This window comes from Sorangiineae bacterium MSr11954 (assembly GCA_037157815.1).
GTDB lineage: Bacteria > Myxococcota_A > Polyangia > Polyangiales > Polyangiaceae > Pendulispora > Pendulispora albinea.
On record CP089984.1, the window covers coordinates 5826054 to 5851882 of the forward strand.

Here is a 25829-nt window from a genome sequence, read left to right on the forward strand (position 1 = left end):
TGAAACCATGAATCGTCAACGTTACGGTCTCTTCGCCTGGTCGATCCTTTTGCTCGCCGTCCGCTTGTTCGCGTCGCGGACCGTTGGTTACGGCGATAGCGAGGCGCTCTATGCCTCGTACGCCCTGCACCCGGCGCCGGCGTTCCTCGATCATCCGGGCTTGATCGGGCTCTTTGCGCAGACCATCGGAAATGGGAGCGCGCCCGCGGCGTCCACGGCGCACTTCGTAACGGCGCTCATGGCCACCCTCTTTCCGTGGATGATCTTCGCCGCCGCCCGCACCATGGGCGCCTCGAGCGATGGCTGCTTGGTCGCCGCGCTGGCCGTGGCCGTGACCCCGGAGATTTCGGTCGGCCTCTTCGCGATGACCCCGGACTTGCTGCTCGCGTTCACCTGGGTGTTCGCCCTCGGCATCGCCGCGCGCGCCCTCACCGAGAAGCCCTCGAGCGCCGCCGCCGCCGCGTCGTTCGTGGGCGCGGGGTTGATCGCCGGCGTGGGGGCCTGCGCCAAGGTCAGCGGGCTGCTCTTGCTCGCGGCCCTCGCCTGGACGTACGCCTCGCGCGCGGCCCGCGCCCACGCCAAGACCATTTGGCCCTGGGCGGGGCTGGTCATCGGCGCCGTGGCCTTCGTGCCGGTGGTGCTCTTCGAGGCCCGCACCGGCTGGCCCATGCTCCACCATCGGCTGGTGGAGACGCAGGCGGGCTCCGGGCCTTCGCTCGCCAATGTGGGCAAGGTCCTCGGCGGGCAATTGCTCTATGTTTCTCCGCTCCTGGCCGTGCTGGCCGCGGTCGCGTTCGTGGATCTGGTCCGCCACCGCCACGACGATGTCCTCGCGGGGCTGCTCTTTCGCAGCGCCGCCCTCCCCTTGGCGTTCTTGGTTCCATTCTGCCTTTGGAGCCGGGTCGCGGAGCCCCATTGGCTGGCGCCCCCGCTGCTCGCCCTGCCCCTTCACTTTGCGCGGCGCTACGAGGACGCCGGCCAAGACGGCGCGCTCTTCCGCAAATTTCCGCGCTTTTCTGCGGCGGCGGTGGGGCTTGGCGCGTTGCTCACCGTGGGCGCGCACGCGTGGGTGCTGGTGCCCAACGCCACCCGGCTCCTCCCCGCCAAGAGCGATCCCAAATACGACATATCGAACGAATTGTACGGCTGGTCCGACGCCACCCGCGCCATCCGCGAAATCGTGGGCGAAGAGTCGATGCGCGGTGAAATCGTCGCCGCCGGGCCGCATTGGGTGATCTGCGCCCAAATGCACGCCGCCCTGGGCCCGCAAGTTCGGGTCGGGTGCGCCACCCCCATCCGCGACGATTTCGACACCTGGGAGCCGCGCGCCCGCTGGCAAAGCGCCGACAAAGTGCTCTTCGTCACCGACAACCGCTTCGACCCGGATTTGCGCGCCATTCTGCCCAATCACAGCGTCGCCCGCCGCTCGCGCGTCACCGTCCTGCGCGACGGACGCATTGCGCGAACCTTCATCGTCACCCTGCTCGAATCGCGCGCCCGCTCGTAAATCCCGAGGCCCGAGGCGTCTCAGAGCATGGCCGCGCGTCTCCAGGGGACGCGCTAAGGGCATATCGCGGGTCGCCCGCAGACAGTGCCTACATGTAGGTTTGGATCCAAAATAACCCCCTGGACGACCGATTTTGGCGGCGACCTGAGCGCGGGAATGGACGTAAAATCAAGGGGTTCGAGGCGCTCGGGAGCACGGCATGGATGAACGAAGCACCAGTCATCGGATCCAGGATGATCCGGCTCACGGGACGTTCTCCTACCGCCAAAATTCTCGAGAAATTTGACCCCTTTTCGTCACGAACCCATGGAAGTTCCGCCAATGCGGGAAGATTCTCATTGGCACGGGATGTGTAAACAAATAACCAGTAGGGAGAAGGAGACGTCGATGCGCATTACAAGCAGGCAGCTCGCGAGACTACGTCGGAATGACCTGGGTGCGGTCGTCGTGGAATACACGCTCCTCCTGGTGTTCGTCGCAATCCCCACGATTGCGGGCCTCACGGCGGGCGGCATCAAGATGCTCCAGGACTACCGCAACGGGCGTGACGCCATGCTGAAACCGACGCCATAGGACGAATGAAGCTTCGAACAAAGTCTTGCAACGCAAACGCGAAGAGGAGCGGAGGGTAGGATGAAGACGGGATTGAAGAGGCTGATCGCGGAAGACCGCGGGGCGGTGGTAGCCGAATTCGTGGTCGCGATCATCCCGCTCGGGATCACGTTTTTCTCCTTCATGCAGGTGGCGCACTTGTACACGGCGCACCTGGTGTTCAAGCACGCGGCGTTCTCGGCGGCCCGCGCGGCCATCGTCACCAAGAGCCGGTGCAACCCGCCGATGAGCGGCAACGACAACGGCCGGGAGTCGGACGTGGAGGATGCCTTGCGCGACGGCCTCGGGGCCGGCGTGTGGCAGAACACCTTCGGCGGCTTGAGCACCCGGGTCCAGTATGCGGGCTCGGACAAGTACGGCCCGGTGACGACCACGTCGAAGGCTCTGTACAAGTGCTCGGTCCCGCTCGGCCGCTGGATCGTCTGCCCGATGGCCGGCTTCCGGCCGATGCAAGAGACCATCGTGCTCCCCCACCAGGGCGCCAGCTACGAGGGGGCCGGATGCAACGAGTAGCAACCATGCCCTGTTTCGCAGGGGGATTTGGACGTTGGGCCATGCCAAGGGAGAACGCGATGGACTCGGGTAAGAAAGACCTCGTCGGCGACGACAAAGGCGCGATCATGATCATGGGCTTGTTCATGTCCATATCGCTGATCGGCGCGCTCTGGTTCATCCTGGGCATCGCCAACGCGATCATCATCCGCGACACCGCCATGGAGGCGGCCGATCACGCGGTCTTCTCCGCGGCGACCGTGCACGCGCGCGGCATGAACTACATCTCGGCGCTGAACCTCATCATGTTCGCGCTCACCATCGTGTACGTGCTCTTCTGCCTCATCGCCGACACGCTCATCGCCATCGCGGCCGTCATGCTCTGGGGCAAGGTCCCCTTCCTCGGCTGCATCGGCGTGCCCGGCCCCAACGCCGTCATCGGCGCGCCGGCCTGCCGCATCGGCCACACGATCGCCGACGTCGGCTCCAAGTACGCGGGCGGCATCGACCCCGTCATGAAGGCGCTCGGCGCCTTGGAGACGGTCATTCAGATGGGCTTCCCGGCGGTGGCCGAGGTCAGCTCCTTCACCATCGCGGAGAAGTACAAGATCGAGGCGAACACCGTGGCCTTGAAGGGCGTGCTCATCACCCCGGCGCTCATCCCGGTGAAGAGCATCAACCAGAGCGACAAGCCCATCGGCCTGCCCGTCTACGCGGAGAAGAACGACTACCTCTGCGACCGCTCGTTCAACGTGGTGAAGGATCTGGTCTACACGTACATCCCTGCGCCCATCAGCTCGATCATCGGCCAGGTCCTCAACTTGATCAAAGGCTACATCGGCTTCCTCCCCGTGAAGCGCAGCGTGTGGGATCCGCGGAGCTTGATGGGCATCGGCTGCGACGGCAAACCCTTCAACCGCAAGGACATCCACCTCGTCAGCCAGGACGCGAAGGTCAAGAACGGCTCCGACTACTTCCAGATGTGGAGCTTGATCATCAACGCCAAGGACAACGAGAACGGCCGCTACGAGCAGCGGGTCAGCATGTCGAAGAACAAGGGCAAGTCCACCGAGTCGCAGCCTCCCAAGAAGCGCATCTACTACGCGCAGGCCGAGTACTACTTCGACTGCACGAAGGACTGGAAGAACAAGGAGTGCTACGACAAGGAGCTGCGCGAGGCATCGTTCAACATGAACTGGCGCGCGCGTCTGCGCCGGGTGCGAGCCCCCTCGTTCGGCAACAACTTCCTCGGCCAGGCGACGAGCTTCCTCATGGCCGGCAACATCCAGAACTACGTGGCCGGACAGTTCGGCAACAGCGCCGCGGGGCAGAAGATGGCGGGCGCGCTCGACAAGCTGATGAACGGCTCGGTCTCCGCGGTCCTCACGGGCACGGACGTCGGCAACGGCATCAATGACCTCAACAACTTCGCGACCGGCGGCGATAGGCCGATTCACTGAGGCGATCGTGAACGCACGCAAAGAAGGAAGATCGGCCATGTCCCACACGGCGAAGAACAACTCTCGAAGGGCGAAGACGAGGCAGCGCGGCGCAGCGATGGTGGAGGCTGCGCTGGTCCTGCCGGTGATGGTGTCGTTCCTCGGGTTCATGTACTGGTTCCACGACATCGGCCGCGCGAAGATGGAGGCCATGCAGCAAGTGCGTGGCTCCGTCCTCACGTACGCTTCGCACGGCTGCAGCGGTCAGAGCGGGTCCGACGGCAGCGCCGACGGTGCGCTCTCCTCGAGCTCGCGCGGACAAGGCGCAAAGGACGCGAGCGGTGTCTCGAGCAAGTTGAACATGGTGTTCAACGCGCACGAAGAGGACGCGAGGGGCGTGCAGGCCAAGGGCATCAACAAGTCGGCCGGGAGCCTCCGAGACACCAAGACCCACCACTCGGCTTGCATGTGCAACGAGCGGCACGTCGCCAGCGGCATCGCCGGCATGATCGGGTTCGCCAAGCAAATCTTCCAGGAACGCAGCTTCTTCTGAGTCGGAGAGTCCAGCCATGATGATTGCAATCGCGATGACGGCGTGGCGTAAAGCCAAGGCACTTGCACCGATGCGGGGGAGCTTGCGGGTGGCGGCCTACGTCGGCGTAGTAGCCGGCGTGGCAGGACTCTTCGGCGTGCACAAGGCGCACGCCGGTATCTCGGAGGGCACCTTGCATATGGGGCGGGACATGCTGCCGCTCGCCGAGTTCTTGAAGCAGCCCACGCCGATGACGTTGAACGGAGAGAACATCGTCCTCGCCGTCGGCTCCAGCGACAAGAGCGCGCACGAGATCCTCAACACCTACGAGTCGTTCTGCCGCACCAGCGACGACAGCCTCGGCAAGGAGTGGTCGAACCTCGCCAACCAGACCCTGGGCGGCATCCCCAAGGTCGAGACGCGCTTCGGCGGATCCTTCGACCTCGGGGTCTACCGGAAAGAAAGTGCGGGCGAGGGCGCGCTTCTTTGCTTCATGCGCGGCTCCGAATCGTCCAAGAGTTTGACCGACTCGATCATGAAGTTCCAGGAATCCCACGACCTCGGCGCGCTGGGCAAGGTGCGCTACGTCTACATCCGGCCGAACGAGGATGGGCACTCCACCGTCTTCACCGCCTGGACCGACGACCACTTCCGCATGGACGCCTTCGCGCCGAACGGGAGCGAGGATGCACCGGGCAGCGATCCGGCAGGCATCCCGCGTCCGCCGCAGTCGCAGCGGCTGCTCTCGGCGCAGATCGCGACGAGCCCGTTCGGTACACACGTCTACCGCAGCGCGGCGAGCGAGGACCAAGTCCGCGATTTCTACGATGCGGAGATGAGCAAGGCGGGATGGATGCCGCTCGGCTGGGGTGACCAACAGCTCGATCCGGGCAAGCATCGGATCTATGTAAAAGAGGGCATCCAAATCGCGCTCGCGAACACGAAGGACGAACGTGGGACCCTCGTCTCGCTGGGTGAGTTGGGTGCGCGTCCCAATGAATCCGAACCGTATGGTGCAAGATGATTCGATCCAAAATCGCTACCGCGTTCACATTCGTGACGGTCTCCGTGCTGGGCGCCATCGCGCTCGGCACGAGCGCGCCCGAGGCTCACGCGCAGAACCCCACGCCCAAGATGATGTGCACGCAGAGCTGCCAGAAGAAGATGGCGGAGTCGAGCGGCAAGTGCGCCAAAGACACCTGCAAGAAGCCGTGCCCCAAAGAAGAAGAGGACGAGTCCAAGGTCTCGGACGAGTGTAAGAGCTGCATGAAGGGTTGCACCGGCCCCATTTTGAAGGAGCTGGAAGCTTGCATGAAGAAGTGCTGAGGGCGCGTCTTCGAAGGTGACCCGCGGACAGGTCGGGCCGCAGGTCAAGAGGTCAAGCCGAAGTCTCACGAAAGCGCCGGGTGTCGAGAAGACACGCCCGGCGCTTTCGTTTTGCGTAATCGAACGCGCTGCGCCATCTTTGCGGGCGATGATGAACTTCTCTCGTATTGCATTTCTTTCGGCGTTGGTGTTGGGCGCGATCGCCTGCTCCTCGAGCGACGATAACAAGGGCGGTGGCGGCGGCGGTCAGAACCCGCCCCCGGGCGGCGGCGGGTGCAGCGGCGATGGCTGCATCGCCGTGGCCTTGAGCCTCGCGGGCGACGTCAGCTGCGCGATCATGAAGGACGGCACGGGGCGGTGCTGGGGTCCCGCGTACACGGGCGGGCGCGGTCGCGGGGACAAAGAGAAAAGCTCCGGGCCGGAGCCAATGGCGGTGACCGAGCTAACGGCGGCGGCGGATATTTTCATCAATAACAATGCCTCCTGTGCGCGCCTGCGCGATGGCACGGTCAAATGCTGGGGCGACGGCAACGGCTCTGGAAATGGCACCGGCGAGGCGGAGGGCGGCAAAGCGGTGCCGGCTGCCGTCAACGCAACGGGCAGCGTGAAGGCGCTGGTGGGGAGCGATTCGAGGGTATGCGCGCTCTTGCAAGATGGCGGGGCGTCCTGCTGGCAGCAGATGCTCGCCATCGCGCCCGCCGCGCCCGATCCCTCGCTGGTGCCGGTGAAGGTCCCGACGGTGGTAGGAGCCACGGAGCTCGCCGTGGGCGGCGATCACATCTGCATCCTCAACGCGAGCGGCGTGGTGTCATGCTACGGCTTCAACAAGTCCGGGCAGCTCGGGTATGTGACGGACTCGGCGTCCGACGAGCTCAAGCCGGTGACGGATCTCCCGGCGGCGGCGCATGTCTGGGCCAGCGACGACTCCAGCTGCGCGGCGCTCAAGGACGGCAAGCTCGCGTGCTGGGGCAGCAACCGTGGCGACGGGAACGCGGAGGCGGGGCCGGAGGCCGTGATCGTAACGGGCGTGGCCAACGTCACGAGCGTGGCGGTGGGCGGCGAGCACACGTGCGCCGTCGTGCAAGATGGCTCGGTTTGGTGTTGGGGCGCCAATGAGCACGGGCAGCTGGGCGACGGTACGACCACCGACCAAGCCAAGCCGGTGAAGGTGGCGGGCATCACCGACGCGACCGTGGTGGCCGTGTCCAAAGAGGCCTCGTGCATCATCCGCAAAGACGGCAAGGTGCTTTGCTGGGGCTCGAACCCGGCGGGTCAATTCGGTGCGCGCACCGAAAACCCGACGGTGACGACGCCCTTCGTCGTCCCGCTCTGACGTAGCCGTTCGTCACTCACCCGTTCCCGAGCTTTTTCTCGGGAACGGGCACGGGAGCGGAGCTCCCGCCGATCCATCACACCGCAGGCGCCATCGTGACCAGCCCCGCGTCTTTGATGAGCGAGAGGTCGGCCTCTTCTTCGGGGTTGCCGACGGTGAGCAGCTTCTCGCCGTAAAAGATCGAGTTTCTCGGGAACGGGCACGGGAGCGAAGCTCCCGCCGATCCATCACACCGCAGGCGCCATCGTGACCAGCCCCGCGTCTTTGATGAGCGAGAGGTCGGCCTCTTCTTCGGGGTTGCCGACGGTGAGCAGCTTCTCGCCGTAAAAGATGGAGTTGGCGCCGGCGAGCATGCAGAGCAGCTGCGCCTCGCGCGAGAGGGACTGACGGCCGGCGGAGAGGCGCACGCGCGTGCGCGGCATCAAGATGCGCGCGATGGCGATCATGCGGACCATGTCCAGCGGGTCGACGGGCGGGCGATCGGCCAGCGGGGTGCCCTCCACGGGGACCAGCGCGTTGATGGGCACGCTCTCGGGCTGCGTCTCCAGGTTGGCGAGGGTGCGGAGCATCTCGCAGCGATCGTCGATGCTCTCGCCCATGCCGATGATGCCGCCCGAGCACACAGTGATGCCGGCCTGGCGCACGTTCTCGAGGGTGCGCAGGCGATCGTCGAAGGTGCGGGTGGAGATGATCGAGCGGTAGTGCTCGCGGCTCGTGTCGAGGTTGTGATTGTACGCGTCGAGGCCCGCGTCCTTGAGCTTTTGCGCCTGCTCTCCGGTGAGCATGCCCAGGGTGACGCACGCCTCGAGGCCGAGCCCTTTGACCTCGCGCACCATCTCGAGCACCCGATCGAAGGCGGGGCCGTCTTTGACCTCGCGCCACGCGGCGCCCATGCAGAAGCGGGTGGACCCCAGCTCCTTCGCGCGGCGGGCGCTCGCCTTCACCTGCTCGACGTCGAGCATCTTCTCGGCGCCGACGGGGGTATCGTAGTGGCTCGACTGCGGGCAGTACGAGCAGTTCTCCGGGCAGCCACCCGTCTTGACGCTGAGCAAGGTGCAGAGCTGCACTTCGTTGTCGGCGTGGTGTGCACGGTGCACCGCGCGCGCTTCGTCGAGCAGCAGAAACAGCGGGCGGTCGTACAGGGATCGAACGTGTTCGCGGGTATAACGGGGCGGTTGCGGTTGGGCGGGCGGCATATCGGAGGGCACCATACCATGATGCGGGCGGGCTTCACGATTCGCGTCGGTGCCGGTACCCTCGCACCGTGGTGGCGCCATGACAGTGGCAGACTCAGCTCGCACGATCCTCGTGGCCGACGATTCGCCCGTCGTCCATCTGGCGCTGGGTAAGATACTTCGCGCCGACGGCTTCCAGGTGCTCGAGGCCCGCTCGCTGCGCGACGCGCGCGGGGTCGACGCCGCCCGGTTGTTCGCCGCGGTGCTCGATCTCGATCTGGGCGATGGCACCGGGATCGAGGCGGCACGATGGCTCACGGCGTCACGGCCGGAGCTGCCCTTCGTCTTCTTCACGAGCGACGACGACGGCGTGCTCCTGGTCGAAGCGCGCCGGATGGCGCCGGTCTTCTTCAAGCCGAGGGACTGCGATCGGGTCGCCGCCTGGGTGCGCGGCCTCTGAGCCGAGAATCCACCGCCAGGGCGCCACGATCGCCAAGAGAGAGAAGAACCTAAAATAGACATGAAAACCCTGGCGGTCCTTGCGCCCTGGCGGTTAACTCATCTTCGCGGAGGCGCCGCGCAGCGTGGCGGTCGTCGCGCCTGGCGGTTTGATTCGTGCCGTTAGGGCGCGGAGCAGCCGCGATCGCCGAGCATCTGCAAGGTGCGGATGGCGCCGGCGGTCAACGCTTTGGGCTTCTTCGGATCGCGCGCAATCTTTGCGAGACGCTCGCAGCCCGCGCGGAGCTCGGCGGCGTCCTCCGGATCCACGGCGCGGCGAGGGCGCGCGGCGAGGGCGTTCGTCGACTCGATGGCCAGGAGCGACTCTTTCTCGCTGGCCGCGCCCGCGCCGCCCGCCGATCCGCCGCCATCGGCGATCTCGGCGAGCCATGGCAGACCGGCCCACCCCTCGGCGAAGGCGAGCGCCCGAATGGCCGTCTCACGCCACTCGGGCTGGGCGCCTCGTTCGACGAGGCCGAGCGCGCCCTCCTTGCGTGCAAGGCGGGCGAGATCGTCGGCCTCCGCTTCTTTCGCCTGCGCCCACAACGTCTCGTGCATCTGCGACTGCTCGCTGGACGCCCCGGCGCTCGAAACGGCGGCGGAGCCGTCCTTCGCCGGTGTGCCCGACGCAGGCGGCCCCGCCGTCGACGATTGCCCGCGCCCGCACCCGAGCGCCCCCACGCACGCGAGCGCGGCACCTGCAGCGAGCGCGCGAAACGCGAACGACGCGCGAAACGCGAACGACGCGCGAAGCTTCGGGAACCGACTCACGCCGTGAACAGATCCAGGGTGCGGCGGCCCTGCTTCCGATCTTCGTCGACCTTCTTGTTGAACTCTTCGACGGCGCGGTTGATGTGCATCGAGCAGAACTTCGGCCCGCACATGGAGCAGAACTCCGCGCTCTTGAAGTACTCGTCCGGCAAGGTCTCGTCGTGGAGCGCCTGCGCGTGCTCCGGATCGATCGAGAGCCGGAACTGCTCCTTCCAGTCGAACGCGTAGCGCGCACGCGAGAGCGCGTCGTCGCGCTCGCGCGCGCCGGGGCGGTGGCGGGCGACGTCGGCCGCGTGGGCCGCGATCTTGTAGGCGATGAGGCCCTGCTTCACGTCGTCTTCGTCGGGCAGACCGAGGTGCTCCTTGGGGGTCACGTAGCAGAGCATGGCGGCGCCGGCGGTGCCGGCCATGGTCGCGCCGATGCAGCTCGTGATGTGGTCGTAGCCCGGAGCGATGTCGGTCACCAGCGGGCCGAGCACATAGAACGGCGCCTCGTGGCAGAGCTCCATCTCCTTCTTCACGTTCATCTCGATCTGGTCGAAGGGAACGTGGCCCGGCCCCTCGATCATGACCTGCACGTCCTTCTCCCACGCGCGCTGGGTGAGCTCGCCCAGGGTCTTCAGCTCCGCGAACTGCGCGGCGTCGCTTGCATCATGCAAACACCCCGGGCGCAGCCCGTCGCCGGCGCTGATGGAGACGTCGTACTTGCGGCAGATCTCGAGGACCTTGTCCCAGTGCGTGTAGAACGGGTTCTGCTTGTGGTGCTCGAGCATCCACTGCGCCATGATCGAGCCACCGCGCGAGACGATCCCGGTGATGCGGTTGCGCACCAGCTCCAGGTACTGCGCCAAAACGCCCGCGTGGATGGTGAAGTAGTCGACGCCTTGCTGGGCCTGGACCTCGAGCATGGAAATCATGTCGTCGGCCGTGAGGCGCTTGACGTCCTTGGCGATCTGGAGCGCTTGGTAGATGGGGACCGTCCCAATCGGCACCGGGGAGGCCGCGATGATGGCGCGGCGGATGCCGTCGATGTCGCCCCCGGTCGAGAGATCCATCACGGTGTCGGCGCCGTGTTTGAGGCAGACGGCGAGCTTGCTCAGCTCCTTGTCGACGTGGCTCACCACCGCGCTCGACCCGATGTTCGCGTTCACCTTGCAGCTGAGCGCGATTCCAATGCCCATGGGCTCGAGGTTCGGGTGACAGGTGTTCGCCGGGATGATGAGCCGCCCGCGCGCCACCTCGCTCCGTACGAGCTCGGGATCGACCTTCTCGCGCTGCGCGACATAAGCCATCTCCTCGGTGACGATGCCTTTACGTGCATAATACATCTGCGTGGGGGTGGCGTCCCCGCGTCGCTTGGCAATCCACTCGGTTCGCATGCCCCGAGTCTTAGCATGTGTTGCGTGAGCTTCGCTTCAACCTTTCGGGCTCGGCCCCGCACCGAAACGCGCTGCACGCCCCTTCGGTTTGCGCGCCTCTCCTACCCCGCGGGCGCCCCCTCGCGGCTCCGCGTGCTTCTCGCGCCTCTTGTGTCTTGTCGCGTTCTGGCGGAGACCGCATAGTCCCCGTCCGCACCCTTCTCGAGCCGCTCCGCCGCGCCGCGGCGCGAGCCTGTCCGATCGGGCCGATCGGACCACCAGGAGACTCCACATGCCTCATGCGATCGTCGTCCACGAAGTCGGAGGTCCGGAAAAATTAAGCTGGGAGGCGGCCTCGCTCCCTGCCCCGGGCCCGGGAGAAGTTCGGATCCGGCACACGGCCATCGGCCTCAACTTCATCGATGTCTACCATCGAATTGGTCTGTACAAAGTTCCCCTCCCCACGGGCATCGGGCAGGAAGGCGCCGGGGTGGTCGAAGCCGTCGGCGAAGGCGTGACCTCCATCGCCAAGGGCGATCGGGTGGTCTATACCGGCCTCATGGGAGCCTACGCGGAGGAGCGCAATGCGCCCGCCGATCGCCTGGTGAAGCTCCCGCCCGAGGTCACGGACACCACCGCCGCTTCCGTCTTTCTCAAGGGCCTCACGGCCGAATTCCTGCTGCGCCGCACGTACCCCATTCGCCCGGGGCACACCGTGCTCCTCCATGCTGCGGCCGGGGGCGTGGGCAGCCTCCTCACCCCTTGGGCCAAGGCGCTGGGAGCCACCGTCATCGGCACGGTGAGCACGCGCGAGAAGGCCGCCCTGGCCAAGGCGCAAGGTTGCGATCACGCCATCGTCCTCACCGAGGAGAACTTCGTGGCGCGCGTCAAGGAGATCACCTCCGGGCGCGGGGTCGATGTGGTCTACGACTCGGTGGGCAAGGACACCCTGGCCGGCTCGCTGGACAGCTTGGTTGCCCGCGGGACCCTCGTCAGCTTCGGCCAATCGTCGGGGAGCCCGGCGCCCATCGAGCTCGCGTCCATCGGCGGCATGCGGTCCCTCTTCATCACCCGCCCCTCGCTCTTCGCGTACATCGGCACGCGGGCCGAGCTCGATCAATCGGCCGCCGCCCTCTTCGACGTCCTGAAAAAGGGCACGGTACCGACCCCCAAGCCCCGCACCTTCCCCTTGAAGGACGCCGCCGAAGCGCACCGCGCCCTCGAGTCCCGCGCCACCACGGGCTCCGTGGTCCTCGTTCCGTAGTCCCCTCGCCGGGTGGTGTCGTCGTCGCGTTCGGATCGAAACAGGTCGCTGCGCATGCCAGCGGTGCGTTCATCGAGAGACGATGTGCAGCCTGCAGGCTTCGACGTTGCGACCTGAAAGCATCGATTCCATCGTGGTGAGTGTGTGTAAGACACGCCTCTTGCGCCGGAAATATCCACGTCGACCCTGAACGGGATCGGGACGATGAGCGGTGAGCCCAATCCCTGCAAAGGGAGGAATCGTGGAGGGTTCAAGGCTCATCATGGATACGAAGAAGCGTGCGCTGGTTCCCGTTGCATTCGCACTGACCGCGCTGCTGTCGGTCGCTTGCGGTTCGAACAATCCGACCCCCGGCAGTGAGGGGAATGATCCAGCCGCGGATCCCGCGTTCGGCGAGGCCGCCGTCGGCTCGGGCGTTTGCGCGCCGGCCGCGGTCCTGCGAAGCGCGTCGATCGCCGCGGCGTGCTCGTCGGGCGGGTTTGGCGGCCGCGCGCGGGTGGTGCAGGCCAATGTTCTGCAGCTCGTGTCCGCATCGTTGATCGATACGGGTGAGCTACCGGCCGAAGGCGGCTCCCTGGGCGCGAAGCTGCTCTCGGTCGACGTCCCCAACCTGCTCAGCGCCGACGTGGCCACCGCCAATGTCAACGGCGAAGCGGGCGTCACGGACGCCGCCGCCGCCATCGCCAAGGTCAAGGCGAGCGTGCTCGGGATCGGCATCTCCGCCGACGTCATCGACGCCAACGCCAGCGCCAAGTGCGCGGTGGGCGGGGTCGCGTCCTCGGGCAGCAGTGTGGTGGCCAACCTTCGCGTGGGCGGGCTCCTCGTCAATGTCACCGGCGAGCCGAATCAGACCCTCGAGGTGAGCGGCATCCTGCGCATCGTCATCAACGAGCAAATCCAATGGGCCGACGGGATGCGCGTGCGTGCGCTCCATATCACCGCCCTGAGCCCGCTCAACGGGGGTGTCGACGTCGTTCTTTCATCCGCCGAGGCGCGCGTCTCGTGCAGCAGCTCGCCGGCTTGCGGGGGCGGCGGCGGGGGTAGCGGCGGTGGTGGTGGTAGCGGTGGTGGCTCCGGCGGCGGGTCCGGCGGCAGCGGAGGTAGCGGCGGCTCCGGCGGTGGCAGCGGCGGCTCCGGCGGTGGTAGCGGCGGCGGCGGAAGCTGCAGCACCGGCCATTGCGGCGGCGGATCGGGCGGAAGCACCGACACCCCGAGCCAAGGCGGCAAGGCCGGCGAAGCCTGCGACAGCGCCCACGCGTGCGCCGAAGGCCTCGTCTGCAGCGCGCGCCACTGACCGAATCACGCGAACGGGAACGCGGACGCGAAACGCGCGCGGGGGAGACCCCGCCGCGTCCGTCCGTGAAGCCCCCGCGTCACGACGCAACACGCGTCACGACGCGGCACGCGTCCCTACGCAGCCGCGTGATACACCGCCGACGTCTCGAACTCCTTTTTCCAACGCGCGATCGCCTCCGAGCAATCGAGATCGCGCGGATGGAACGACGGCTTGTAATAGAGAAGGTACAAGGGAAAGATCTTGCGCAAGATCCCCGGCTCGCCAAAGAGCCCCCACGCGAGCTTCGCCCACTCGCTCACCGAGTAGACGGTGCCGTCGCATTTCATCATCTCGGCCTGGTGCTCGAACACCTTCTTCCAAAAGATGATGCTCGCGCCCACCATCACGGCCACCCGCTCGCCATAGTGGCCACCGGCCGCCAAGTACACGTCGTAGGCCACCGACTTGTGCTCGTTCTCCTCGGCCGCGTGCCACTTCCAGAGCGCGGTCATGATGGGATCGGCGCCCTCGAAGATGTTCTTCGATCGCTCCGACTCCTCGAGCAGCGCATGCGCCATCAGCGCCGTGAAGTGCTCCAGCGCACAGGTGGCGGCCAGCTGCATCCGCGGCGGCAGCCGCTTGGAGACCCGCGCGAGCAAGCGCTCGACCCGTTGCTCCAGCTCGGCCACCGGGTAGCCCTGCCGCTCGAGCATCTCGTTGTAGCGATCGTGCTCGCGGCTATGGATGCCCTCCTGCGCGCAGAAGCCCCGCACCTCCTTGTGGAGCTTCGCCCCCTTCACGTGCTTTTGATGGGCGCGGACCGAGGCGATGAAGAAGCGCTCGCCGGCCGGGAAGAAGATCGACAGGTTGTTGAAGAACGTGGTGACCGACTTGCGACCTGCCACCCAATAGCGCGGCACATCCGCGTGGACATCGAACTTCAGGTTGCGGACCTCAATCGGATGATTCCCGGCTTCGCTCGCTACTGCATGCATGTCTAGGCCGCCTTTCGATAAACTTCGGACGTTGCATATTCGCGCTTCCAGCGCTCCATGGCCGCCGTGCAGTCGAGATCGTGCGGATGGAACGAGGGGCGGAAATAATGAAGGTACAGAGGAATGATCTGGCGCAACCAGCCGGGCTTCCCAAAGAGGAACCACCCGAGCTGCGCCCACTCGCGCAGGGAAAATACGGTGCCGTCGCACCTCATGAGGCGAATTTGATGCTCGAGCACCTTGGCCCAAAAGATGACGCTCGCCAGCACCATACACCGAACGCGCTCGCCATACGTGCCGCCCGCCGCCCGATACACGTCGAAGGCCACCGCCCTGTGCTCGTTCTCCTCCACGGCGTGCCATTTCCAGAGGGCGCCCATGGTGGGGTGCGCGCCCGCGAACACGTCGTTCTCCAGCGCCGTGTGGGCCATGAGCGCGGTGAAGTGCTCGAGCGCGCAGGTGAAGGCGAGCTGCTGGCGCTTGGTGGTCGCCCGCGCGGCCGCGGTCAGGAGCTTTTGCACCTGCAGCTCCATATCGCGCACCGGGTATCCCTGATGCGCCAGCATATCGTTGTAGCTCTCGTGCTCGCGGCTGTGGATCCCTTCCTGACCGCAGAAGGCGCGCACGTCTTTGCGCAGCTGGGGATCGCGAACGAACCTTTGGTGGGCGGCGACGGCTTGGATGAAGAATCGTTCGCCCAATGGAAAGAAAACCGACAGATTGTCGAAGAACGATGTCACCGACTTGCGACCTCCAAGCCAATGACGAGGCACATCCAGATGAACGTCGAACCGCAGATTTCGCACCTTGATGTCGCCGGTGCTGGCGTCGGCCCTGCCGTCGGTCCCCGTATGGGTTCCGGCCTCGCTCCCGGTCTCCGTCCTGCGGTCTGTCCTGGTATCTGTCCTGCTCTCCGTCCTGGTGTTAATCGGGGTCGGATTCATCCTCGTAAATCTGGCGTTGATTGACGCGCGGCGCTAGGTTCCGTGGTGCCAGAGTTTTGTCAGTTCGGGCCACCCATGTCCGGATCCATCGAACCGCCTACCATCCCCGCCATCCACGCCCTGCACCTCGCTGAGCTCGTGAAGGGGTGGAACGTCACCCACGAAGAGCTCTTCTCCGGGCTCGACCTCGACGACGAGTTCCTCTCGGAGCCGGAGGCGCGGCTCTCGATCCCCACGCTCGAGAAGCTCGTGGCGCGCGCGCGGGCGCTCACGGGAAAGCCCGCGCTCGGCTTTTATCTCGGCTTCCAAATGCGCATCTCGGCGCATGGATTTCTGGGCTTTGCGGCCATGACCTCGGCCACCACGCGCGACGCCATCCAGCTCGCCGCCCAATTCGCCCCCACCCGCACCAGCGCGCTCGCCTTCCGCCTTTGCGTCGACGGCGACGTGGCCTCGGTGGTCATCGACGAGCAAGCCGACTTTGGCACCGCGCGCGACGTGGTCATCCCCGCCATCCTCATCGGCCTCTGGCAGATCGCCAACGCCCTCACCGGCCGCGAGCTCCGCGGCAGCGCCGATCTCGCCTTCCCCGAGCCGGACTACTTTGCCAAGTACGCGCACCTCTTTCCCGCCGTGCGCTTCGGGCAGCCCGTCAACCAGCTCGTGTTCGACGCGACCATCCTCGACCTGCCGCTCACCATGGCCGATCCCGCGGCCCGCCGCCTCGCCGTCGAACAATGCGAGCGCGCGCTCGATGCCCTCGGGGGCGATGGCCGGCTGATCGGCCGCGTGCGCTCCCTCATCCCGCGAAAGGACGGTGGCTTTCGCTCGCTCGACGAGGTGGCCTCGGAGCTTCGCCTCTCGCCCCGCACCTTGAAGCGAAAGCTCGCCGCGCAAGCCATGGCCTACTCCACCCTGCTCGAGGAGCAGCAGCGCGACAAGGCCCTGCTCCTCCTGCGCGCCCTCGATCTCTCGCTGGAGAACGTGGCCGAGCGACTGGGCTACTCCGACCCTGCCAACTTTACGCGCGCCTTTCGCCGCTGGACGGGGCTCACCCCCAGCGCCTACCGCCGCACCTTGACGAGCCCCGAGCGCAAGTAGCTCCGCGGGCCGTGCCTACGGCGCGACGTGGGTCGGCGGCTCGCCTTTGATCAGGTCGCCCATCCATTTGGTGAGCGGCACGCCCTTGACGGTGGTCGAATAGAACGCGCTGGACGCGAGGAAGGTGTGCGACGTGGTCCCCACGTAATACGTCCCCGCGTTGGGCGCGGGCTTCAGATATTTATCGCGCAGGTCGGCCAAGCCTCGCGCGAATTTGGCCCCGTCGTAGTCCGATGGAGCGCCGTCGACGTTCCGGCAATCGTCGTTGCCGAAGGCCATGAAGAGCCGAATCACGGAGTCTTGGTCGCCCGAGATCAAACCAAAGCGCCCCCGCGGGTATTTGGCCGTGAGGAATGGCACCGCGTTGACCAAACCGCCGCCGGTCACCGGATCGGTGCAGGCGGCGCAGCCTGCGGGCAAGCCAGCCGTCAGGTTCCAGACCGAACGAAAGCGCTTTTGCAGACAGGGCGCGAGGTACGTATCGGACATGACGGGCCCCGCGTCGTCGACCATCACCACCGGACGCGGACAGAACGCCTGCGCCACACGATCGTAGTTGCTGGCCGCGCCGAAGCCGCCCGCGCTGCTGCCCGTCAGGAGCACCTGATCGACCTCGGGAAAGGTGGGGACGATGCGCTTCAAGTACGCCAGCGTATTGGATACGCCAAGGAAGGCTTGGTCGCGCGGACCGCCACCCGGGACATTGGAGCTGGGCGCGCTGCCATTGAAGATATCGCCGGAGCAATAGGGCACGAACACGGCATTCCAATCCTTGACCGGATTGTTCGCGTTCCCATCGTTCATGATACCGGCGTTCCCTTGCGTACCCTTCCAGCCCGTGAAGTTGGATGCACCGAAGGCCGATGGATTGCCGAGGCACGTGGTGCCATTGAAACAGGCGCCTCCGCCCTGCAAATAGATGAAGAGCTTTTTGGAGCCTGGCTTCAGCCGAACACCGAACCCGCTGGACGAGCCATTGCGGCACTTCGCCTCGGGCACGCCAATCCATGTCCAGCTATTGGCTGGCGCTTGCACGGCCTCGCCGGGGGTGAATGGCTCGCAGGTGGGCCCTGGGCTCCCACCACCGTCCCGGCCTCCTCCGCCATCGGCGCGGTTACCGCCGCCCTGCCCGTCACTGTCGAACGGTTGGATTCCGGAGTCCAATGGGGATGAGGAGCTATTGTCACTACTGCAGCCGACCAACGGCGCCAATACCACACATGGAATGGACAGTGCGAGCGAAAGAAGGATTCGGCGCATCCCACGACAATAGCATGTTCATTGGCACATGGGCTTTAACGACAACCCCTCGAGCGGGTTCGCCAAAGCGCGCCTCGAAATCTTGGATCAGCTGCGCCCGCGCCAAATCCGAGCGCGCGCGACGGCATCGAGCAGGGTTCCGTCGTAAAAGCGCCGCATGGTGCGCTTTCGAATGGCGGGGACGGTTTTGCCATTCTCGGATTTGGTCGTATCGGACGCCACGCAGAACAAGAGTTTGACCTCTTTGCCCGAAAACCAAAGACCGAGCTTTCCGGCCAAATCCCCCATATGGGCCCTTCGATTGCCGCGGCCGACGATCACGCGGCGCATTTCCATTTCGGTGATGGCGTCGCCCGAAACGCCGGCGAAGAGCGCGTCGAACGCGGCTTGGTCGAATTGACCCTCGTCGTCGAACACGCCGGTGTCGTAGGGGTGCTTCCCCGAGGCGATCGACTCGATCACGATGTCGAAGGTGATTTTGCGGGTGGTGAGGTAGCCCAAAAAGCCGTTGATGAGGGGGGTGAGGAGGATGCCCAGGTGCCACCCGATGCCGAGCCGCCCCAGGCCCCGAAAGGTCTTTCGAGGGGTGATGATGCCGGTCCGCTCGGGATCGAAGAACTGCGCGTGGCGCTGGAGCGGGGTCATGATCCAGCCAGGATCTCCTCGAAGCCGGGGGCGCTCATGGCCAAGCAGCGCTCCACGTTTCGGAAGCCTTGGGCCGTGAAGAAGTCGAGCGAGCGCTCTTTCAGCTCGCTCCCGCGGGTGCCGCCCACGACCTCGCCCAGCCGGTGGCGCGCGCACGCCGCCAGGTAGCCCAGATCGGCGCCGTCGAGCATGGGCACCGTCATCTCCAAGGCCGAGTAGGCGCCCTCGCGATCGCCGCGGACGGCGGCCGCGCACGCGCGCAGCATATGGCCCATGGCCGGCGCATAGCGCAGCTTCTCGCGGGCGAGGCGCTTGGCCGCGCGGTCGACCACGCCGAGCAGCTCGCGCTCGTCGATGAAGCGCGAACGGTGCAGCGCCAGCCGCTCGTTCGACACGGCGGAGACGGCGGTGAGCGCGCGCTCGTAGAGCGTAAAGCAGCGGATCATGGCGGCGCGAAGCATGTGCGTCTTCTCCAGCGAAGGCATGTCGCGCTCCGAGCGCCACCAGGCGGCCACGCCGTCGCCCCGGTAGCGCAGCACGGAGCACGCCGAGATCATGGCGCCCCAGTGCGCGCTGGTGAAAATGTCGTGCGGCTCTTGGCCGATGGGCAGCACCTCGGTCGCCCGCCACGCGGCCTCCACGTCGTCGCCGACGATGTACGCGATGCAGTGCGGGTAGATCGTCTGCACCAGGGCAAAGCGGTCCTCGCGCGCGCGCGCGTCCTCGACGATGGCCGGGATGCGCTCGGCCGCCTCGCGAAGCTCGCCGCTCAAGATGAGGACATCGCACATCCACGCTTGCGTGTTGGCGAGCTCCCACGACGCAAACCGGCACCGCGCGCGGAAGATCCCCTCCGCCCGTTCGAGCTTCTTGCGCGCGCTGCGCCACTCGCCCAAGAAGAAGTGCACGAAGGCCGCGGCCAGCTGCGAGAGCGCGACGCTGTGCGGATCGCCCGTGCGCTCGGCGATTTGTTCGGCGGCGCGCACCATCTCTTCGGCGCGCTGCCGCGAGGGCTCGCCGGCGCTGGCGATGTTGCCGGCCGCGATGGCCAAGGCGCGGCAAAGGCGCAGCGGATCGCCCGCTTCGATGGCGAGGAGGAGCGCGCGCGTGCCAAAATCGGCGCCGCGGAGCACGTCGGTGAGGGCCAAGCCGGCGGCGGCGGAGAAGGCGGCGTCGACCCGCGACAGCTCCACTTGCGAGCCGGTCTTTCCCGCGGTGGGGCGGCGCATGGCCCACGAGAGCCGCAGGCGCGCGTCGTTGTAGACGAACGAGGCCAGGGCGGCCTCGGTCGACGCGGGGTAGCTCAGATCGACCGCCTCCAGCACCGTGCGCAGCACGCGCAAGCCTTCGCGCTCGCGGCCGCTCTTCATCAGGTACTCGGCCGCGATGCGGCGCAGCTCGAGGGCCTCGTCGGCCGGCGCGTCCTCCGCGGCGGCGAGGTAGGCATCGGCGGCCTTGGCCCCGCGCCCGGCGCTGGCGAGCGCGTCGCCCAGCTCGCGGTAGAGCGCGCGCGCCGGGCCGGCCCCCAGCTCGATGGCCGCCTCGTAAAGGCGCGCGGCGCGCATGAAGGCGAGCGCCTCGTTGGCCGCCTCCGCGGCTTGAACGGCGTACTTCTTGGCGCTCTCCTTGTCGCCCGCCGCGTGGAAGTGCCGGAACACGGCCTCCGGATCGGCGCCCAGGCTCGAGGCGAGCACCCGCGCCAGGCCGAGGTGACACTGCCTGCGCCGCTCCTCGGAGAGGCTGCTCGCCAAGGTCTCGCGGATGCGATCGTGCGTGGTCTCGGCGGAGTCGCGCGAGCCGAGGCCGCGCGTGTGAATCAGCCGCGCGCCGCGGAGCTGCAGCACGGCGGAGAAGTACGAGGCCATGCTCCCGGTCGCGTTCTCGGCGATGCGGTGCTCCAGCGGTCCGGCCGCCACGCTGAGCACCTCGAGGAGCGCGCGCGCATCGTCGGGGAGCTCGGCCACCCGCGCCAAAATGACCTGCTCGAGCGAGATCATCCCCTCGCTGCGCGCCAAGTTCGGGCGCTCGTTGGCCCAGCGCGCCAGCTCGGCCACGAAGAAGGGGCTGCCGTGCGCCTCCGCGACCACGGCGCGCGTGATGGTGTCGCCCGAGTCCTTCAGCAGCGCGCGGGCGAGCAAGGAGGTCTCCGACGGCGAGAGCTCGTCCACCTCCACCCGCCGCGAGAGGCAGAGCGGCGCGATGCGCTCCTCGACGTCGTGCAGCGCTTGGAGCGCGGGGCTGGTCGCCTCGAGCTCGCTGCGGTAGCTGCAGACGAGGAGCACCGACGACAAAGCCTTGGGCGCCAAGAGCGACTCGAGCAGCTGCACGCTGTCCACGTCGCCCCACTGCATATCGTCGATGTGGATGACCAGGGCGTAGCGCAAGCTGATGGCGGCCAGCAGCTCCTTGAGGGCGCCGAACGCGCGGCGCCGGATCTCCTGCGGATCGGTGATCTCGACGTCGCCCCCGCCGCTACCGCCCTCGGCATCGGCGGCATCGAAGCGCGGCGAGCTGTCGACCATGCGCGCGTCGCGCAGAACGGGAAAGAGCCGCACCAGCTGGTGCATGCCCTGCGGAACCAGCTGCCACACCTCTTCGTCGGGGGCGCGAAGGAGCCATCGACTGAGCTCGTCCACCACCTGATCGACGGCCTTGAACGGGACGGCCTCGCGCTCGTAGCAGCGGCCGGAGAGCACCAGCACGTCGGAGCGCACGCCGAGGCTGTTCAAGAAGCGCGAGACCAGCGCGCTCTTGCCCATGCCCGACCGCCCGAAGACGCGCAGGATGACCGCCTTGCCGCCCAAGCTCGCGTGAAAGGCGTCGTCCAGCGCGGCGAGCTGCGCGGTGCGGCCCACGAAGGGGATCTCCACCGACGCCGAGATCCCGGGCAAGGAGGCATCGCCCTCCAGCCTGCGCAGCACTTCATCGCCCGTGGGGCGCTCGCGCGGATCGGTGCGCAAGAGGTCCATGCAGAGGCGCTCGAGATCCTGCGGCACGCCGGAGACCAGCTCCGAGGGCGGCGGCGGCATGATCCGCTGCTTGCGCATGAGGATCTCCGTCATGTTGCCGCCGAACGGCAAGGTGCGGGTGAGCACCTCGTAGAGCATGACCCCCACCGCGTACCAATCCGATGCGGTGGTGGCCCGCTTGAAGGCCGCTTGCTCCGGGGCCATGTACGCGGGTGTGCCGACCAAGGCATCGTCGCTCGCGCGGCGATCGGGTGTGCTGTCGGCGACGACCCCAAAGTCGAGGAGCACCACGCGCCCTGCCCTCGTGACCAGCACGTTGGAGGGCTTCACATCGCGGTGCAACTTTCCGGCCGCGTGAATGGCGCTGAGCCCGTCGGCCAGCTGCCGGAGCGCATCGCGCAGCCGCTCGACATCGCGCACGGCAAACGGCTGGTGCCCGCCGGCCGCGCGCAGCACCTCCGCGCGATCCTCGCCGGCGGCCGCCGCCTCGTAAAATTGGATGGGCGCCTCCAGGGTGGAGCCACCGTCGTCGACGGAGCGGTTAGGCAATGTCCGCTCCATGCTCGTGGCGGGCAGCCCGGGGGCATGCATGGCCGCCACGAAGTCGAGCCCGTCGATCAGCTCCATGGTGAAGAACCAGGAGTCGCCCTCGGAGAAGAGCTCGTAGAGCTGCACCAAGTTGGCGTGGACGATGTCGGCCAAGGCCCGGAACTCGCGCTTGAAACGGAGGAGCGCGACCGAATCGACGCGGGTCATCAGCTTGAGCGCTACCACCTCGCCGCGCTCGAGATCGCGCGCGCGATGGACCACGCCCATGCCCCCCTCACCGAGGTGGCCTTCGAGCACGAACCTCTTCGTCCCGCGAAATCCTAGTGCCGCACCGCGCATTTTCCTTGGGCCCCTGCCTCCTCGAACAGAGCCTGTCCAGACTAACAGAGCCTACTGCCGCCTCGACGAACGATCGCCGCGCGCTCCCGCTTTGTACGGCTCGATCCTGCTCTACCTCGCTCGATCCCGCTCTACCTCGCTCGATCCCGCTCTATCTCGTTTTAATGCTCACGACTCAGATGCAGAAGTGCACTGCGACTTGGGAGGAAGAAGTAGGCCCCGCCCCGAGTTTCGACGACCCTGGGGACGTTTCGAAGTTGTCGAGGTGGATAGCCTTGAAGCGTAAAATGCGAGGCGGGAAACGGGCATGCCCGTTGCGCCCCCAGCAGCGGATCCGGATCGCGACTCAGCCCGGCGAACGTTGGGTTGAGCACCCAGTTCGCGCGAATGAACTCGTACTGGCGCGAGATGTTGGCGTTCATGCCGAGGAAGAAGAGGCCGCGCGCCTCCGGCGCGTTTCCTTCTTTCGCCTCGCGCTCCTCCTTCTCCGCCGCGGCCAGCATCGCCTCGGGATCGTACAGCGGATCGAGCGGCTCGCCGTAGGGTCTTCCACGGCGCATGATGCGATGTCGGTTGGCCCGCTCGATGTGCTTTTCCCGCTCGTCGTCGTCCGTGGGTGAGCCACTCAGCCTTGGATCGTGCGGCACCGGAAGACCCGTGTCGCGCGGGTTGGTCCGGCGGATGTGTGATCCAATCGGGCAGAGCTCGCCAAATGCATCGTTGCGGGAGGCGAAGGTAAAGTCGTTGGCGTCGCGGTGCTCGTCGTCCCCCGGTGCATCGGGAAAGAGGGAGATGGGTGTGCCGTTGGGCCAGCGCCCCACCATTTTGGCGGCGAGCCAAATGGCACCTTGCCGCCCGGGGGGCGCGTCGGGCAGATCGGTCGCCGCGCGGAACACGTATTGCCAGAACGCCTTCACGTTCTGTTCGATCTGCGAAAACACTAGATAGGTCCCATTCCGACCAAAGTCGCGCCTACTGGGCGCTTCGTCGTCCTGCGACAAAGGCAGATCCCCCGCGGGATCCGCCTCCGCAGGAACCTCGGGCGACAGCGGGAGCCTTCCATACGCATTGGGATACCCCAGCACGATCTCGCCATCGGCGATCACGTTGGGTCCCTTTGGCTCGAGGGCCAAGCTCGCGAGCCGCGGGTTGGAGATGCCGTCCCGAAAGCCGAAATGCTCCTTGCGGAGCACGCGATTCGTCGGGTGTGCATGGAGCGCCTTCACCAAGCGAAGCCCATTGTCCTCGTGGACCTCGGCCGCGATCGCCTTGCGCGGAAGCTCGCGATCCCCTTCTCGCGCGTCGCCGTGTCCTGCAAACACCGCCAAAAGCCCGTGCACGGGGGGATTGTTCGGCCCGCCCCACGCCCAGTTGTCGGGCGCGCTCGGCCCATCGTCCCCGAGGCGGCGCGCGCGGTGCGGATCGTCCAGGCCCCCTTGGAACGAGAGGCAAAACCCCGACAGCGCCGTTTCATGCAAGCCGAGCGCGGCGAACCCCTCGTAGGTAAACGCCAGATTGAAACAAATGTTATCCAAGAACGGCGGCAGATACCGCGGCGTGCTTCGGTAGCTGCTGAACTGAATGCTCGGCAGCATCCGCCCGATCCAGGCGCGGGCGCGCGCAGGATCGGTGATCTCGAACAACGCGTACGACGCGACGGGGCGGTCGCCGTATCCGCTGACGATGAGCCCTTGGATCTCGTCGAATTGCAGACCCGAGCTGGAGTGGCTCAATGCGCGAGTCAAACCAGACGGATCCCATTTCGTCACGTGAGCCTCCGAAACCATGAGTCGAGATCGATGGCCTCGGGCCGCTGGTGCAGCCCGTGGCGAATCCACGTATTGTTGTTGATGGCGGCGATGCTCAAATCGGGATAGGCGCTGTAGAACACCTGTGTAGGGCGCGAGTACTGGCGCGTCCACGCCTTGAAGCTCTCTTCGTCCTTCGCGCCCCCGCCCACGAGCAGGGTCGTCCTCGGATAGTTCTCGGTGCACGACCAGGCGAAGTTCAGCCCCAAGGCCGCTTCATCGATGAAATCACCGATGTAGCTCTCCCAGCTGTGGTCGTAGTTGCTGAAGAAGAGCAGCCTCTTTCCGCCGTCGATCAAGACCCACTTGGCGAAATGAATGGTCGGGATCCCGCCGAGGCACCCGATGTGATTGAAATGATCGCGCGCCATCTCGTCGATGTACGCGTGTGCGCTTCGAAGGACGGACTCCCGATCGTGCCCGGGGCGGAGCGGGACGACGTGGGTCAGCGCATTTTGAATGCCAAAGTCCTCCCCGGCGGCCAAATCTTCGAAGCTCTCACGATCGGCGTCGGTCAAGTTCTCATGCGTGATACGGAGATCGAACGGCGGATCTTCCTTGTCCCATTCGCAAATGGTGGGAACGCTGGAGCCCAAGCGCACCACCAGCTCGGGGCTGTCGACCAGGTTCACGGCCCACGGAAAGTAGCCCTCCTTCAACTTGCGGTTCCGCACCTTCGGATCGGGGGACGACGGCGGGGCGTCGTCCACATCGAGGTCGCAGAGCCGCGGGTCGCGCTCTTTCAGGGTGCGCAAATGATCACGTATCTGGCCAAACAGGTTGGGGGGCGGTGCCCAGTCCTGTGCGCTCACGTAGTCCAGCACCACGTCACGAACATGTTGCTCGAGGCGGATGCGCCCGAGCGAGCGGCGGGCATGTCCCTGGTACGTGATGGTCGACTCCACGATCCATTTTCGGCAATAGGCGTTCAGTGCTCCCAAGGAGGCGTCCTTCGGGAAACCCGCGCAACAAGCAAAGAGCGCGCGCATGCCGTCGGGCTGCCGCCGAATCAAATCGGCGAGATGCAGCTCGCGTGCTCGCTCGGGATCGTCGGTTTCGGTGTCGAAATTCGATTCCAGTGCCAACCAGGTATCGAACCGGCCATCGGACGGGATCAGGACGATGCGCGCAAAATGAATACCCAACTTTGGATCGGCGAAAAACTGGGGCTGGGCCTGGGACCGAGCGCCCACGAAGACGCGCGCCCGTGCAATCTCCGCCAAGACACCCCGTAGCCGCGCCTCGTCGCACACTCTCGCGACGATCGTCAGCGTTTGTTGCAGCATGGTCGACCTCGACGAACTCCCGCCCGACACCGTCGGGCGATTCATTAAGGGCTAGTCCGACTAGCCAGGCTCATTCCGATGCCTCGTTGCATGTTGCACACTGCATGTTGCATGTTGCAGATTGCAACAATCGCGAGGCGGACTTGGAGCTTCGCGACGAAGTGCCGAGTCCAGGGGAATCGAAACAGATACGATCTAAGCATCGATGTGTGCGTGCGAAAGCCATTGAGCGCACAGCGCCCGAATCGAGCCCGCGCGAGCACGCATTTCAAGAAACCATGTGCGCACCAAGGACAAAAGCAAGATGGAACCGTGTGCAATCCTCATCGACCCACGCACCGCGACCGGGG

At 66.3% G+C, this 25829-nt stretch carries 21 protein-coding genes; 11 read left to right on the forward strand and 10 right to left on the reverse strand.

What is annotated here, in order from left to right:
- The first annotated feature begins 7 nt into the window (after positions 1 to 7).
- The 7 genes from LZC94_22380 (at position 8) to LZC94_22410 (ending at position 7241) form a co-directional block, all read left to right on the forward strand.
- On the forward strand, positions 8 to 1507 hold the full coding sequence (locus LZC94_22380) for a glycosyltransferase family 39 protein (protein WXB19957.1): 1500 nt from the start codon (positions 8 to 10) through the stop codon (positions 1505 to 1507).
- Positions 1508 to 2140: 633 nt separating this feature from the next.
- Positions 2141 to 2632, forward strand: a complete 492-nt coding sequence (locus LZC94_22385; GenBank protein ID WXB19958.1) for a hypothetical protein — start codon at positions 2141 to 2143, stop codon at positions 2630 to 2632.
- Positions 2633 to 2691: 59 nt separating this feature from the next.
- On the forward strand, positions 2692 to 4071 hold the full coding sequence (locus LZC94_22390; GenBank protein WXB19959.1) for a hypothetical protein: 1380 nt from the start codon (positions 2692 to 2694) through the stop codon (positions 4069 to 4071).
- 37 nt (positions 4072 to 4108) lie between these two features.
- Positions 4109 to 4603, forward strand: coding sequence for a hypothetical protein (locus tag LZC94_22395; protein WXB19960.1), 495 nt, complete (start codon positions 4109 to 4111; stop codon positions 4601 to 4603).
- A 16-nt stretch (positions 4604 to 4619) separates the two neighbouring features.
- Positions 4620 to 5606: a hypothetical protein gene (locus tag LZC94_22400; protein ID WXB19961.1), complete on the forward strand. Its 987-nt coding sequence runs from the start codon at positions 4620 to 4622 to the stop codon at positions 5604 to 5606.
- Positions 5603 to 5908: a hypothetical protein gene (locus tag LZC94_22405; protein ID WXB19962.1), complete on the forward strand. Its 306-nt coding sequence runs from the start codon at positions 5603 to 5605 to the stop codon at positions 5906 to 5908. Before LZC94_22400 ends, LZC94_22405 begins: the two co-directional genes overlap by 4 nt.
- A gap of 148 nt (positions 5909 to 6056) precedes the next feature.
- Entirely contained in the window at positions 6057 to 7241 is a 1185-nt protein-coding gene (locus LZC94_22410) for a hypothetical protein (protein ID WXB19963.1), read from the forward strand.
- A 227-nt stretch (positions 7242 to 7468) separates the two neighbouring features.
- On the opposite strand, the gene bioB is transcribed toward LZC94_22410, so the two are convergent.
- Positions 7469 to 8437, reverse strand: coding sequence for a biotin synthase BioB (bioB, locus tag LZC94_22415; protein WXB19964.1), 969 nt, complete (start codon positions 8435 to 8437; stop codon positions 7469 to 7471).
- Between the two features lie 79 nt (positions 8438 to 8516).
- Between bioB and LZC94_22420 the strand changes: the two genes are divergently transcribed.
- Positions 8517 to 8876: a response regulator gene (locus LZC94_22420; GenBank protein ID WXB19965.1), complete on the forward strand. Its 360-nt coding sequence runs from the start codon at positions 8517 to 8519 to the stop codon at positions 8874 to 8876.
- Positions 8877 to 9037: 161 nt separating this feature from the next.
- On the opposite strand, the gene LZC94_22425 is transcribed toward LZC94_22420, so the two are convergent.
- Positions 9038 to 9685, reverse strand: coding sequence for a hypothetical protein (locus LZC94_22425; GenBank protein WXB19966.1), 648 nt, complete (start codon positions 9683 to 9685; stop codon positions 9038 to 9040).
- The gene (gene thiC, locus LZC94_22430; GenBank protein ID WXB19967.1) at positions 9682 to 11064 is read right to left on the reverse strand and encodes a phosphomethylpyrimidine synthase ThiC; all 1383 of its coding nucleotides are present in this window, start codon (positions 11062 to 11064) and stop codon (positions 9682 to 9684) included. The genes LZC94_22425 and thiC overlap by 4 nt, the downstream gene beginning before the upstream one ends.
- Positions 11065 to 11335: 271 nt before the next feature.
- Between thiC and LZC94_22435 the strand changes: the two genes are divergently transcribed.
- Both LZC94_22435 and LZC94_22440 read left to right on the forward strand, forming a co-directional pair.
- Entirely contained in the window at positions 11336 to 12307 is a 972-nt protein-coding gene (locus tag LZC94_22435; protein ID WXB19968.1) for a quinone oxidoreductase, read from the forward strand.
- A gap of 262 nt (positions 12308 to 12569) precedes the next feature.
- Positions 12570 to 13601 (forward strand): hypothetical protein, encoded by a 1032-nt coding sequence (locus tag LZC94_22440; protein ID WXB19969.1) that lies wholly within the window; start codon positions 12570 to 12572, stop codon positions 13599 to 13601.
- A 116-nt stretch (positions 13602 to 13717) separates the two neighbouring features.
- On the opposite strand, the gene LZC94_22445 is transcribed toward LZC94_22440, so the two are convergent.
- Complete coding sequence (locus tag LZC94_22445; protein ID WXB19970.1) at positions 13718 to 14578, reverse strand: metal-dependent hydrolase; 861 nt, start codon at positions 14576 to 14578, stop codon at positions 13718 to 13720.
- A gap of 2 nt (positions 14579 to 14580) precedes the next feature.
- Positions 14581 to 15522, reverse strand: a complete 942-nt coding sequence (locus LZC94_22450; protein ID WXB19971.1) for a metal-dependent hydrolase — start codon at positions 15520 to 15522, stop codon at positions 14581 to 14583.
- A 75-nt stretch (positions 15523 to 15597) separates the two neighbouring features.
- On the opposite strand from LZC94_22450, the gene LZC94_22455 reads away from it, so the two are divergent.
- The gene (locus tag LZC94_22455; GenBank protein ID WXB19972.1) at positions 15598 to 16623 is read left to right on the forward strand and encodes an AraC family transcriptional regulator; all 1026 of its coding nucleotides are present in this window, start codon (positions 15598 to 15600) and stop codon (positions 16621 to 16623) included.
- A 15-nt stretch (positions 16624 to 16638) separates the two neighbouring features.
- Here LZC94_22455 and LZC94_22460 read toward each other — a convergent pair whose 3' ends face one another.
- From LZC94_22460 to LZC94_22480, 5 genes are all read right to left on the reverse strand, one after another.
- A complete protein-coding gene (locus LZC94_22460) occupies positions 16639 to 17787 on the reverse strand; it encodes a pectinacetylesterase family protein (protein ID WXB19973.1) in 1149 nt (382 codons plus the stop codon).
- Between the two features lie 183 nt (positions 17788 to 17970).
- Positions 17971 to 18528: a caleosin family protein gene (locus tag LZC94_22465; protein ID WXB19974.1), complete on the reverse strand. Its 558-nt coding sequence runs from the start codon at positions 18526 to 18528 to the stop codon at positions 17971 to 17973.
- Positions 18525 to 22343, reverse strand: coding sequence for a protein kinase (locus tag LZC94_22470; GenBank protein WXB19975.1), 3819 nt, complete (start codon positions 22341 to 22343; stop codon positions 18525 to 18527). Before LZC94_22470 ends, LZC94_22465 begins: the two co-directional genes overlap by 4 nt.
- 203 nt (positions 22344 to 22546) lie before the next feature.
- On the reverse strand, positions 22547 to 24118 hold the full coding sequence (locus LZC94_22475; protein WXB19976.1) for a hypothetical protein: 1572 nt from the start codon (positions 24116 to 24118) through the stop codon (positions 22547 to 22549).
- 32 nt (positions 24119 to 24150) lie between these two features.
- Complete coding sequence (locus tag LZC94_22480) at positions 24151 to 25479, reverse strand: hypothetical protein (GenBank protein WXB19977.1); 1329 nt, start codon at positions 25477 to 25479, stop codon at positions 24151 to 24153.
- Between the last annotated feature and the right edge of the window lie 350 nt (positions 25480 to 25829).

Coding starts and splice junctions, on each gene's coding strand:
- LZC94_22380 (WXB19957.1), top strand. CDS start 8: ATGAATCGTCAACGTTACGGTCTCTTCGCCTGGTCGATCCTTTTGCTC.
- LZC94_22385 (WXB19958.1), top strand. CDS start 2,141: ATGAAGACGGGATTGAAGAGGCTGATCGCGGAAGACCGCGGGGCGGTG.
- LZC94_22390 (WXB19959.1), top strand. CDS start 2,692: ATGGACTCGGGTAAGAAAGACCTCGTCGGCGACGACAAAGGCGCGATC.
- LZC94_22395 (WXB19960.1), top strand. CDS start 4,109: ATGTCCCACACGGCGAAGAACAACTCTCGAAGGGCGAAGACGAGGCAG.
- LZC94_22400 (WXB19961.1), top strand. CDS start 4,620: ATGATGATTGCAATCGCGATGACGGCGTGGCGTAAAGCCAAGGCACTT.
- LZC94_22405 (WXB19962.1), top strand. CDS start 5,603: ATGATTCGATCCAAAATCGCTACCGCGTTCACATTCGTGACGGTCTCC.
- LZC94_22410 (WXB19963.1), top strand. CDS start 6,057: ATGATGAACTTCTCTCGTATTGCATTTCTTTCGGCGTTGGTGTTGGGC.
- bioB (WXB19964.1), bottom strand. CDS start 8,437: ATGCCGCCCGCCCAACCGCAACCGCCCCGTTATACCCGCGAACACGTT.
- LZC94_22420 (WXB19965.1), top strand. CDS start 8,517: ATGACAGTGGCAGACTCAGCTCGCACGATCCTCGTGGCCGACGATTCG.
- thiC (WXB19967.1), bottom strand. CDS start 11,064: ATGCGAACCGAGTGGATTGCCAAGCGACGCGGGGACGCCACCCCCACG.
- LZC94_22435 (WXB19968.1), top strand. CDS start 11,336: ATGCCTCATGCGATCGTCGTCCACGAAGTCGGAGGTCCGGAAAAATTA.
- LZC94_22440 (WXB19969.1), top strand. CDS start 12,570: ATGGATACGAAGAAGCGTGCGCTGGTTCCCGTTGCATTCGCACTGACC.
- LZC94_22445 (WXB19970.1), bottom strand. CDS start 14,578: ATGCATGCAGTAGCGAGCGAAGCCGGGAATCATCCGATTGAGGTCCGC.
- LZC94_22450 (WXB19971.1), bottom strand. CDS start 15,522: ATGAATCCGACCCCGATTAACACCAGGACGGAGAGCAGGACAGATACC.
- LZC94_22455 (WXB19972.1), top strand. CDS start 15,598: ATGTCCGGATCCATCGAACCGCCTACCATCCCCGCCATCCACGCCCTG.
- LZC94_22465 (WXB19974.1), bottom strand. CDS start 18,528: ATGACCCCGCTCCAGCGCCACGCGCAGTTCTTCGATCCCGAGCGGACC.
- LZC94_22480 (WXB19977.1), bottom strand. CDS start 25,479: ATGCTGCAACAAACGCTGACGATCGTCGCGAGAGTGTGCGACGAGGCG.